Genomic DNA, 13,153 nt, shown 5'->3' on the forward strand with positions numbered 1-13,153 from the left:
ATTATGAGAAAAATAGTTTATTATCTGATAGGCTTGGCCGCAATTTCGAGCTTTAGTGCTTGCGATAAAATATTAGACAAACAACCCAAGGATTTTTATCCTTCGGTGACGGATTATTATGATACAGAAGAACATTTGGAAGGGAGTATAAGGGGGGTATATAATACGTTGAAAGCTTCTATGTTATACGGCGGACAGATGCATTATATGTTGGGGTTTGAAGCAGATGAAGGCTATTATTCCCGAGATGGTGTGGCCATTGGTCCACACGCTAACAACTTTACTTCGGGACATTCCAGTGTGTACAACTTTTGGAAAGAATTATATACGGGCATAGGCCGGGCAAATATTTTTCTAGCCAACGTAGATCATAATAAGGAAATCGAACAGGCATTTCGAGACAAGCTAAGAGGAGAAGCTCTTTTTTTAAGAGCTTACTATTACTTTATGTTAGTAAAAACCTACGGAGGAGTACCTCTGTCTCTAGAACCTATCAAAGATGTCGAAGACATAGACAAACCTAGAGCAACAGCCAAGGAGGTGTATGAGCAGATAATCCGAGATATGACAGAAGCAGAGGGATTAGTAGACGGCATCCAAAAAATAGGACACGGTGGCCGTGTTAGCAAGTCCGCAGTACGTGGTATATTGGCACGTGTCTGCCTGCATATGGCGGGATATCCAGTTCGGGATTTGACAAAGTACGCAGAAGCGAAAGCGTGGGCTTTGAAAGTCATGAATGACCCTGAGTTCAGGCATGAGTTAAACCCAGATTTCAAACAGATCTTTATCAATTATGCACAAGATATCTATGATCCAAAAGAGAGTATTTGGGAGGTGGAGTTCATGGGCAATGGCTCTGATGCTTATTCCGAAACAGGACAGGTTGGTTACATGTCAGGACCAATATCTACTTCGGATGTGATTGGACAATGCTTTGGAGGGGTGCGGGTCACTTCCAAGCTGTATGACCTGTATACTACTCAGAGTATAAGAGGATCTCAGTCTAGTTCTACAGGTGATCTTAGAAGAGATTGGACTATTGCCAGTTTTACCTATGATGGCAGTAAGCATGATTTCTCTACTTCTTATTCTACATCTTTTACGGCAGTTTATCGGAATTATAGACATGTGGGAAAATTTAGAAGAGAATACGAAACGTTGCTGCCTAAGCACCGAACCCGTACGCCACAAAATTTTCCTTTACTGCGTTATGCCGACGTCCTGCTGATGTACGCAGAGGCAGACTATGAAACCGTTTACCAAGGCAATGAGCTGTCTAATGGAGTACCTAGTGCAGAAGCTGTAGATGCTATTCGGAAGGTACGTTTACGCTCGTACAACGTGGGTGGGATACGCAATTTTGGAATTAATAATCCAGGATCGGGTTATACGACACCACCGAAAATCGCTATGCCAGCAGGTACAGGATCAGGTGCTGTTATTACCGCACGTATACATACAACAGGAGTAAATAAAGGTCAGTTGGCCGGTTTTGACTTGGGAAGAGATCCGGTTACAGGATTTAAAATGGGGAAAGGCTATACAGCAGATAATAGTGGTAATATGCTCGTTATCACCCCTAGACAAGGGAGTGCCCGTGCAAATGCTCGTTTTTATGCAGCTTCAGATGTAGAATTACAAGCTTCAGAACTTGATGACTTTAGAAAAACAATACAAGACGAACGTATGCGCGAGCTGGCTTTTGAGACGATACGGAAGTGGGATCTTACACGATGGGGGATCTTCGAATTTGAAATGCGGCAGGTAAAGAATTTCTTAAACACAAGTGGGATGACGGATCGATATTTCTATAGCTATTTTGCAAATGCCAGAGACAAGCATAAGCTATGGCCTATCCCAGCACGGGAGTTGAATCTCAACAATGAATTGGTACAGAATCCAGGATGGTAAAAAAATAAAGTTATGAATGCAAAGTTAATTCTATATGGGAGTCTGTTGTGCTTCTTGATTATTTCCTGCGATAAAAAGATAGAGCTTTCGCCAGGATTGGACAGTTTTGACGTTACGACGGAGAAGGATGTTTACAAGGTCGATGAAGACGTTGTCTTTAATTTCAGTGGCGATCCCGATATGATTGCGTTTTATTCAGGCGAATTATATAGTGAATACGCCTATAAAGACGAACGTGTGGTCAATTTGGATAAGACCGTATTGAATTTTACAAGTATGCGACCTGAACTACAAAATGCACAGGTACCAGACTTCCAGGTATTGGTTTCCACCGATTTTAATGATACTTATACCTATGAAAATATTACGAATGCTTCTTGGACCGATATCACTTCCGAATTTACATTGGGCGGAACGGCCTATTTGCCTTCGGGTGATTACGAAATATCCAAACTCTATGAAAAGGGGAAACCTTTGTATGTAGCATTTCGGTATAAAAATAAAGCGCAGGAAATAGCAGGAGTTGTAAGAAGGTTGCTGATCCAAAGTTTTCAAATGGTAGGGCAATCCAATTGGGGAAGCCATCTAATCGGTGATCCTGTGTCATCGGATTTCAGAATAATTGAAAAAAATGCAGATTTCAAAACAGCCACATCTCTGACCAATACAACGATAACTTTAGCGGGGTATTCCAGAGAAAAGGGAAGTTCTGATCCAGACCCGGAAACGGATACTTGGACTGTGACCAAAGCGTTCGATTTAGATATATTAGACAATGGGCCAGATCGTCCGGTTGCGTTGAAAGGGAACCAGGATCCTAAAATGAAAAGTCATATCTACAATTTTAAAGAGCCAGGGGAGTACCTTGTGACTTTTATTGGTATCAATGCCAATATCAATGAAAATAAACAGGTGGTTAGACAGTTAAAGATAAAAGTAGAAAATCCTGATTAAGTCGGATAAAAACACATATAAGCAGATGAAGAAGATTTACTTTTACATAGGTATAGTACTGCTCGTCCTTGTTGGGTGCTCGAGGGATATCGAATCTATTTTGGTCGAGGAGTCTGTAGTAGAGAGCGAAACAAAAGTGTTGGCGGATGGAACACAACTGAGATTTAGTAATCTAGGACCGCAGATATTCAATACGGATATTAGTACCGCTGCCTTTTACGAAAACAATCAAGGCAATAAATATCTTTATGCCGTTGTGGCGGGAGAGCCAGCGCATTTGATCGGTTATGACTTGAGTGCAGGTGATAAGTTGATAACGGATATTGCGTTACCGCTAGGCAACACATCCAATTCCATGGTGTTTTCTACGGATGGCATTCTGTACTTTACTGGTGGCGGACGATTATATGCGCATACAGTGGGGAGCAGTACTATAGACGATCTTGGAGTTGCACTGAACAAGCAGACCTCCCTTTACGATCTGAATAAAGGGAAAAATGGTATTATCTATGGAGGAACTTACCCCGATGGAAAGATATTTGAATATCACCCTCAGACAGGCTTTAAGGATTTGGGAGCCATGGCAACAGGAAAGAACTATGTACGATCTATGGTATATCATGAAGCTTCCCATAAAATCTTTGCAGGAATGGGGACTGGAGCTCAGCTCATTGAGTTCGACCTCGGTACGGGGACCAAGAATAATATTCTTCCTGCCAACTTTGAAGATCAAGAGTTTTTGTACCAAATGAGTCTTGTTGAAGGTGTTGCAGGAGAGGACAGGCTGTTTATGACACTGCAGAATAGTAATGTTACATTGGCCTATAATATCAGTACAGGCAAGTTTGAATTTGAAGGGCCTGCGATATGGGTACCCAGTATAGTAAAGGCCCCTTCGTCCGATATTGTTTACTTTACCAAAGGAGCAAACGTATATGCTTTTGATAACCTTGCTGCTGGTAATTATGACCAGCGCGTGGTAACTCCGGTATCGGGCAGTGGACGCTCTTCTGTATTTTTTGGTAAGGTGTTGCACATGTTCTCCAATACCGGACAGTTGTTGCGATACGATATCGACCGAAGTACTGCTAATCCTTCTAATCTGGAGATACCGGGGCAGCCTCGGCAATTGAACGATGTGCATATCGGCCCTGGTCATACGATATGGACGTCTGGCTATCAATATGGAGATAATGCTGCATATAGTACTAAGACAAAGAAAACCACCCCATTTATAGGATTGCCACAGACGGAAAGTGCGGCAATGTATCTAGATAATATGTATTTTGGTACCTATACCAAAGCACGTATCTACAAGTACAATAGCCGGTTGCCTTGGAAAATGAACCAGAACCCCAAATTAGTTACGACTGTTTCTGGTCAAGACCGACCATTTGCTGGGACGGAAGTGTCTACGAAAGGTCGTGTGTTTTTCGGAACTGTACCAAACTATGGGGCCAACGGTGGAGTATTAGTTGAAATCGATGTCAAAAATAATGACCGGGTGACCAACCATAAACCTGTTCCTGATCAGTCCATCATATCTTTATTAGAGCACGAAGGAACTCTTTTCGGTGGTACATCGATTTGGGGAGGATTGGGGAGCGATCCTGTGGCCACAGAGGCCAAGCTATTTGTGTGGGATATTGAGAAAGGAGTCAAGTTACATGAGGTAGTGCCGGTAAGTGGTGCGCGATTTATCTCCTGTCTGTTGAAAGGTAATGATGGTTATATCTGGGGTATAGCGCAAGGAAATCTTTTTAAGATTGACCCAAAAAGCTATGAAGTCGTCTCTACAGTGAAGATCTGGAGTGATAATAGAGCCTCACATGTTTGGCGACCTGATCAATTAATTTTATCACCAAGAGATAATATGTACTACGGAGCTGTAGGAAGTAACTTGTTTCGGTTCAATCCAGAGACTACAGCGGTGGAAAGACTGAATCTGGTTGGAGGGCACTTAACATTGGGGGCTGACGGTGATTTTTATTTTATCCGTGCTTCCGATTTGTGGAAGATGGAAGTTAGATAGCATAGAAAGGCATAATGAAAAATAAAATTGAAATAAGATTAGGGATAATATGGTTTCTGTTTTTGACAGGGTTTATAGCATTTGCCCAGCAAGCTGCCTATCCCAAATTTCAAGAGCAGACCTTAGCGGACGGAAGGAAGATAACCTATACCAATCTTGGTGCCCAACTGTTAGACAAAACGATTGAAGGATCAGCTTTTTATGAAGATACAAAAGGAAAGAAGTACCTGTATACGGTCGTCCGTGGCCAACCAGCCCATTTATTGGGATACGAGTTGGAGAGTAATAATCTGATTGCCGATATCGCTATGCCTTCGAATAATGGGTCACCTTCACTTACCTTCTCTACGGATGGTACACTGTACATTAGCGGTCAGGGCGGTATACTGTATGCCCATACGCCAGGCAGCGACAGTGTTAGGCGTATTGGACAATGCTTGCCAAAGCAGACTGTGATGTATGATTTGAGAGCTGGAGTAGATGGTGAAATATATGGAGGAACCTACCCCAATTGCCAGGTTTTTAGATATCATCCTAAAGATGGGTTTACGGATGTGGGTAAAGGAACCTTAGTGAAGGGAGAGAGTTACGTCAGATCGATGGTCTATCACCAAAAAACAAATAAAATATACGCGGGAGTCGGAGCAAGGGCTTCTTTAATAGAGCTTGATCTATCGACAGGAGCTAAACGAGATATTTTACCAGAGGAATTCCGTGGAGAACAGTTTGTATATACGATGGCCTTGGTGGAGGGAGTATCTGGAGGAGACAGGATTTTTATTACCCTACAGAATTCCAATAATATATTGATTTTTAATATCGCTTCTGGTCGTTTTGAGCATCAGGTTAAAGGTCCTTATATCAAAGGTGCCATCAAATCACCATTAAGCGATGAAGTTTATTTTACCCAGGGAGCGAACAGATTATTACGTTATGATAACATCAATGCTTCGTCCCTTGATCCTGTTTTTGTGACGGATGTGTCTGCAAATGTCATTGTGTCGAAAGCTTACGGCAATCGTTTGTTTATGTTGACTGCCAAAGGACAGGTGATTATTTATGATACAGAAAAGAAAGAGGTGAACAAACAAGAATTGGCTATTGTCGGACAACCAAAGTTGCTCGGTATACTTCACGAAGGACCTGCTGAAAGTATTTGGACAGGTGGTTACTTGAATGGAGCCAATGCGTCTTACGATCCTAAAACAGGAAATAAGGTGGTATACGAAGGGTTGAATCAGACTGAGAGTGCAGCAAGCTATGGTGATAAAATATATTTTGGTACCTATACCAAAGCTAAGTTTTATAGCTACGACAGTAAACAGCCTTGGCACATGGGTAAAAATCCTAAGCAGATTGGTGTGGTCCCAGAGCAAGATAGACCATTTGGAGCCTTAAGTATTCCAGATATGGGTAAGGTTTTCTTCGGGACAGTACCGGGCTATGGTATGAATGGAGGGGTGCTTGTAGAATTCGATGTGTCGAATAGTAATAAAATGTCCTATTATAAGGATGTCGTCAAGGACCAATCGATCATCACTCTTCTGTATGATAATAAAAAGGTATTTGGAGGGTCTTCTATATGGGGTGGACTAGGGGGGCAGCCTCTTGCTGCTGAAGCGGTTCTTTTTGTGTGGGATATTGTTCAGAAAAAGAAAATACATGAAGTGGTACCAGTTAAAGGTGCAAAATCAATTACCTGTCTGATTCATGGTAACGATGGGTATATATGGGGACTTGCGAATGGTTATCTTTTTAAAGTCGATCCAGTCAGTTTTTCCGTTGTATCTCGTGTTCAGATTCTTTCGGATGGCCGATCTAGTCATGTCTGGCGACCGGATTACTTAGTTTTCTGTGGCGCTGATGGCATGTATTATGGTTCTATTGCTCATCAACTCTTTAGATTAAATCCAAAAACAATGGCGGTCGAAAAACTTAATCAGTCGATAAAAGGTCTCTTGGCCGGACCGGATAACGAAATGTATTTTTATCGAGAAGGGGATCTTTGGAGGATAGATGTAAAGTAGGTAGGGGTTCCCAATATGAATTAGTAGATATTTAAAATGACAATAATAAATCGTGTAATTATGAAAATCAAAGCAACATTATTTTTAGCAGCTCTATGTGCTGTATCTCTTAACTCTTATGCACAGCGGGGCGAGTGGACTGGTTCTAATACGGTATGGAGCTATGATATGACGAAAAAGACAGCAGGTCAGGATTCTGTTGGTGGAGATAACTTATCGTTAGTTTCGACAGGTGCTACGGAAGCATTTTTACCAAGTCCATCCTCTGGATCAGCTATAGTGACATCGACGAAGGGAAGTCCCTCCTTTATTCACCAATCGGGGTCTAATGCTTCAGTAAAGGTTAGGGCGGCAAATGAAGACGGATCTCCTGCCAAGTTCTCTCTGTTTGGTATCAAAGAAGCAACACCGGTGGCAGCAATTTCGTTTACTATTACTCCAAACCACCAGGCCAAAAAATCAGATTGGTATATCGTGTTAGGTAAAGAAGCCTTGTTCTTTAAAGATGGCAAGACAACGCTTCCAATCAATAAGACAGGATCATCGCCTAATGCTGCGGTTTTTGCTTCGTTTAGACTACAGTCTAGTGAAGGTTTTGGTGAAAAAGCAGCAGAAAAATATAGATTCCAAACACGTGAACAAGCGGAGTTGGAAGATGATATTACTTGGGCAAATAGTAACACTAACCTATTTACAAGAGGTAAGAAGCACGAAGTAGAGATCTACGCTAATAATACCATGGGAGAGCAGAGCTATACGCTTAACGGTACAACATATAAAGTTCCTAAAAGAAGTTATCATTTATGGATCGATGGCAAGAAAATAGGTGCGGATTTCCAGGCGAATGCGGTAAGACGTAATCAGCCGTTGGACTCTTTCCTGATTATGTCTCGTGATGCTGTATCTGGCAGTGTTGGCAGTAAAAATGCTTCAACGATCGAGGTTCGTGACGTGAAAATTAAATATGCTGCACGCTAATTTGTTCGAAAAGTCAAAATAGAATAGATAGTCTTCATCCGTCACGGATGAAGACTATCTCTAACTGTTTGATCATCATTAATTGAATACATATGAAATATCCATGTAGCAGCTGCTGCACAAACACGAATGAATATAGTTTGGATATACCATATGACAGATAAAAGACAAACCGAGCTTGCGAGCTCATCGAAGATAATTATATACATATGAAATCTAGGCTTATACTTAAACCTATTGGAAAGGTAGGACTGTTATTAGCACTTTGCTTATTATCTCTTGTTGTTTACTCACAACGGAAACCACAAGCTTTAACTTTTGGACTTTCCTTGGACCATTCCGATTGGGTTTACAAAGTAGGCGAGCCAGTTAAAGTGACTGGAGTAGTAAAATACAACGGTAACGTACTTCGAAATATAAAAATCAATTACGAGGCGGGGCCTGAAATGTTGTCTCCATTACTAAAAGATAGTACGTCATTGACCGATGGTACTTTTGCCGTAGATATGGGTACAATGGATCAGCCGGGATTTCTTCGGTTTGCTGTTAGCACTGAGTATGAGGGAACCAAGTACAGAGAGGTTATTACAGCGGGATTCGATCCTTACAGTATACAACCGACAGTAGAAATGCCAGTGGACTTTATGCAATTTTGGAACAATGCTATAGAACAGAATAGAAAGTTGCCCCTGGAAACAACGATGACACTATTGCCAGAGCGATCTACAGAAGATGTCAACGTATATGAAGTTTCTTTCCAAAACTATAAAGAAGGAAGTAGGATTTATGGAATCCTTTGTGTCCCCAAAGCAGAAGGAAAATATCCAGCGATATTCAACCCGCCAGGGGCAGGTATACACAAAATACAAGGTGATCTGAACACGGCGCAAAGTGGTTTCATCACCTTACAGATTGGAATTCATGGAATTCCACTAAATATGGATGCAGCAGAATATAAAAAGCTCGCTAATACTACATTCAAACGGTATCGGGTTGATGGTATGAACAATCGTGATACCTATTATTTCAAACGTGTCTATTTAGGCTGTGTTAGAGCTATAGATTTTATATACACGTTGCCACAGTTTGACGGAGAAAATATTGCTGCTGTAGGAGGTAGTCAAGGCGGAGCATTGTCTTTGGTTACGACAGCTCTTGACAGCAGAATTAAATATATATCGGCCTATGCACCTGCATTAGCAGACCTTCCAGGTTATTTGCACAATAGAGCAGGTGGCTGGCCGCACTTGTTTAAGAGTCATGTTAATGATAGTAACAGAGAAAGAGCGACGAAGAGTTTGCAGTACTATGATGCCGTAAACTTTGCCAAAAACATTAAAGTTCCTGGACTATACAGTTGGGGTTTTAATGACGAGACCACCCCTCCCACGACTATGTTTGCGGTTTACAATTCCATAACGGCTCCTAAAGAGCTTTTTATAGCCAAGGAGACAGGGCATTGGTACAGTAATGAACAGACGGGCTTGAGAAAGAAGTGGTTAAAAAAGACAATGAAAAAATAATAAAATAGGGATTAGGATGAAAGAAATGAAATTGACAGTCTATTTGTTTTTATTGATAGGAATCTGCAGTAGCGGTATGGTTGTCCATGCGCAACAATTGGACGAGTTTTTATATGATAAAGTCACTTATAATCTAAAGCGTACCCCTACAGCTCCTATTTCGGGAACGATGAAAGCCTATCACCCATCGGAATTTATCTCGCTAGCCACCAAAGGGAAGGCTAGTAATGTGGTGATTGTAAAAGCTGATAAAGCTGAAAATAATCATTGGGGAGAATTGTTGCGTACTGCACTCTCCAAGGCCTGGAAAGTCGATGTACCTCTTGTTGATTGGGAAGAAGCTCGACTGGGTAACCGTCACCTTATTCTTTTCGGAAAGCCTAATTATAATATGCCGCTTCGTGAATTGGAGGCAAATACATTACTTGGTAAGAATGAACGAGGCTATGAATTGCGGACTATTCCCAATGCACTTTCTTGGCAAAAAGATGTTTTATATATCAATGGTATAGACGAAGCAGACTTCAAACAAGCGATTCAGATACTACTTGAAAAAACATCCAATCCAGATAAGATTAAGCATTTTATTGCTTGTAAAGGCTGGGCTGGTGAGAACGTAGAAAAAGATAGCAAAGATTTTCTAAAAGAACTCGAAGACCATTATGCAAAGGATGATTCTCGGAGAAATAACCTAGCAATCCAAAATAATTTAGAAAAGGCCGTATATAAATATAAAATGACTGGTGATGAGCGCTATGCGGAGACTTTTTCCAAAATGATGAATTATATTTTGGACCGTTACGATGAATTTGTAGGACCTCAGAAAACTCCGCCTACTTTTGAGTTTCATGTATTCCCGGCCTATATGTATCACATGGAGAATACGAAAGCTTTTTCGGATGCTGACAGATTGAAAGCTATTGAATTCATGCGCCGGATTGGCGAGGAGGCCATGGATTATTGGGAGATGAAAGAACCCATGGAGTTTTATCAAGATGGATTTCAAGGGTATATTACCAACCACTCTTGCTTTGCGTCCCGGACCGTATTTTCTATCTCAAGATATTTGTTGTCGAGATACAATTACGAACCAGTACGCTATTGGAAGGAAGTTGCGGACAATGGGTTTGATGGAGTAGCACTTAATCCCTATTCGCCTGAGGATGCTGCTGGCTACCAATATTTGGTCTATCGAATCTTTGTCGATTATGCATTGATGAGCGGACGTTATAAGATGGATTTTTTTAGAGCTCCTTTATTTCAAGGTTACTTACAATTTGCGAAGGCTCAATACAACCATTTAGGCTATATGGCTGGTTATGGAGATGCTTTTGCCATCGGGCACTACAGTTCGCATCCATTCCTTTTGCAAGCTATTGAACTTTTTGATGATAACGAAGCCAAATATTTATTGGAACTTATCGAACGGAATAAAACAGGAAAGGGAATCGAGACCAAAATCAATCTTCCGCCACCAAGTCCAGAGACACATGGGATGCATTATTTTGTGCTCAACGAGTTTAAGAAGGAACAGTATAAGATAAAGAATTATTTTAAGACACCACTGTTGGACAAAGCTATCTTCAGAAGTGGTTGGGATGATAAAGCAGACTTCCTTACGGTAACGGGAATCAATGGTGATGGTCGTAACCATGGCCACTTTGATGCCAATGGTATCAGTCAATACATTGTCGGTGATAGACTATGGTTGTGGGAGGGGGATTATATCAAGAAATTTCCAGATGACCATAATTCGATGGTGGTGAATAGGGATGGTAAAAACTTTGATTTCAGCAGAAATTTTAAAGTGAGGAATAAATCTGCGGCTTCACAAGTAACAGCTGCATTGCAGAGTAAAGATAAATCACAGTCGTTGATGTCATTATTATTGGAAGAATATAATGGCGTCAATTGGACGCGTAATATCAATTATCTCGCTAAAAAGGGATTATGGGTTATTGATGAAGTGGATGTTCTTTTACCAGGAGACTACGGTATAGAGATTTATTGGAGGAGCGTTGGTAATATGCGTACAAAAGATCAGGGAGTACAGTTCACGCAACGTCCTTCTAGCGATGGAATACCGTATAACTTCTTTGTTGTTGAAGGAAGTGGAGCGAATGTGTTTACCAAGAGTTTCTTTGATTCAGGACATGGTAGAAAGGACGGGAATATCTCGGGCTACAAGAAAAACTTCGATGTCAATACCCGACAGGTCGTACAGCGTAGACAGGGACAGTATCAAAAGGGAGATAAACTCTACTATGTCAATTTTATGATGGCAGAAGCAGGTAAAAACCCACAAGCACCTCAAGTACAGCAAATAGATAAAAATGTATTTGCAGCAGCAGCTCGAAAAGAATATCATGTAGCGGTAATGGGACAATACAAATCAGGAAATATAGAGATCGATGCCGATCGATGCTTTATGGGGCCTGCAGGTATAATAGCCGCAGGTGCAAAAACTATTCGTATGGGCAGCTATACATGGACCTCCGATACGCCAAAAGATTTTGTACTGGACTACAATGAAGGTTTGGGTGAGGAATATTTGGGGTTATTAAAGAGCACTTTTGAGAAAGGTAGCTCGGCCTCCCTAGCGAAGGTAGCAGCGGTAGACGTCCCAGAAGTAAAGGCAAAGAAAATTAAAACATTGAAAAGTCATGTGTCAGCAATGGCACAACAGGGTAAACTTGTTGGTATAGGTACAGCAGACGGTACGTTTATGGTATTGGATGAGTCGGGCAATACCATTGCTGAACATACCTTCCCCAAGCAGATTACGGCTATCACACCGATTCGCACAGAAGCCGGAACGCGATGGGCAGTCGCTGTTTTCCCTGAAAGCCGATCTGCTGGTAAAGCTTCCTTGCATCTAATTGATGAAGAAGGAGCAATAGCCTGGACAAACAGTATAAATTCTTGGCACAACCGATATGGTACTATCACGACGATGTTTACGGCTCAGCTTGATAAGACTGGTGTACCTGCTATCATTGCGGGATCACAAGGCTGGCATTATTACGCTTTTGCACATCAAACCGGCAAACAAATCTTTAGGGCACCTATTACGCACGGAGCGACAGTAGGAGCAGCAGGCGATATGGATGGAGATGGTCTTGACGATATTGCGGCAGGAGCGGAATACTATTATCATCAGTTGACCAATCACAAGGGAGTGCCTTCGGAGCGGTTCTCCGCTTCACCGTGGAATTATTCCGTAGTCGTCAAAGATCTGGACGGCGATGGTATGAAAGAGGCTGTATTTGGCAGGGGCGATGGGTGGCTCTATGTCAATGTACCTAAGGGTAATAAGTTTAAGACCTGGCGGGCGAATGTTGGGGGGCGGCCTATAGCTATCGTGGATCTGGAAGCTGGCGCTACGAAGCTGGCAACTGCTACGGAGATGGGGGATGTAGTCTACTTGGACGGCAGTGGCAAGGTCTTGAAGTATGTTAAACTGCCTGGGCAATTAACTGACCTGAAGGTCAGTAATGGTATATTATTAGCGAGTTGTATAGATGGTTGGGTATACACCTTGAATGCTGATGGACAAGTGTTGGGAAAATCCAGTTATGCACACGATCCGACTTCTATTTATGCCACAAAAATTACTGTTGATTCGGATATGGCAGCTTTCTTTAATGGAAAGGATATTTATTACTTGACCGATTTTAAACGATAAGAATTAAAGATGTGCGGAATGGCACAGACGATATTAACCA

7 protein-coding genes are annotated in these 13,153 nt (G+C 41.6%); all 7 read left to right on the top strand.

The window, feature by feature from the left end; translation table 11 throughout:
• Nucleotides 1-3 precede the first annotated feature (3 nt).
• The 7 genes from M472_RS41455 to M472_RS41485 all read left to right on the top strand — a co-directional run bounded on the left by M472_RS41455 (nucleotide 4) and on the right by M472_RS41485 (nucleotide 13,113).
• A complete protein-coding gene (locus M472_RS41455; RefSeq protein WP_021069445.1) occupies nucleotides 4-1,914 on the top strand; it encodes a RagB/SusD family nutrient uptake outer membrane protein in 1,911 nt (636 codons plus the stop codon).
• Nucleotides 1,915-1,926: 12 nt separating this feature from the next.
• Complete coding sequence (locus M472_RS41460; RefSeq protein WP_021069446.1) at nucleotides 1,927-2,868, top strand: DUF5017 domain-containing protein; 942 nt, start codon at nucleotides 1,927-1,929, stop codon at nucleotides 2,866-2,868.
• Nucleotides 2,869-2,893: 25 nt separating this feature from the next.
• Nucleotides 2,894-4,900, top strand: coding sequence for a DUF5074 domain-containing protein (locus tag M472_RS41465; protein ID WP_021069447.1), 2,007 nt, complete (start codon nucleotides 2,894-2,896; stop codon nucleotides 4,898-4,900).
• Between the two features lie 14 nt (nucleotides 4,901-4,914).
• Nucleotides 4,915-6,927: an NHL repeat-containing protein gene (locus M472_RS41470; RefSeq protein ID WP_021069448.1), complete on the top strand. Its 2,013-nt coding sequence runs from the start codon at nucleotides 4,915-4,917 to the stop codon at nucleotides 6,925-6,927.
• A gap of 60 nt (nucleotides 6,928-6,987) precedes the next feature.
• The gene (locus M472_RS41475; RefSeq protein ID WP_021069449.1) at nucleotides 6,988-7,905 is read left to right on the top strand and encodes a hypothetical protein; all 918 of its coding nucleotides are present in this window, start codon (nucleotides 6,988-6,990) and stop codon (nucleotides 7,903-7,905) included.
• A 209-nt stretch (nucleotides 7,906-8,114) separates the two neighbouring features.
• Nucleotides 8,115-9,428 carry an acetylxylan esterase gene (locus tag M472_RS41480; RefSeq protein ID WP_021069450.1) on the top strand — a complete coding sequence of 438 codons (1,314 nt, stop codon included), beginning with the start codon at nucleotides 8,115-8,117 and terminating at the stop codon, nucleotides 9,426-9,428.
• 16 nt (nucleotides 9,429-9,444) lie between these two features.
• Nucleotides 9,445-13,113 carry an FG-GAP repeat protein gene (locus M472_RS41485; RefSeq protein WP_144062659.1) on the top strand — a complete coding sequence of 1,223 codons (3,669 nt, stop codon included), beginning with the start codon at nucleotides 9,445-9,447 and terminating at the stop codon, nucleotides 13,111-13,113.
• Nucleotides 13,114-13,153 lie beyond the last annotated feature (40 nt).

The organism is Sphingobacterium paucimobilis HER1398 (assembly GCF_000416985.1).
GTDB classification, from domain to species: Bacteria; Bacteroidota; Bacteroidia; order Sphingobacteriales; family Sphingobacteriaceae; genus Sphingobacterium; species Sphingobacterium paucimobilis.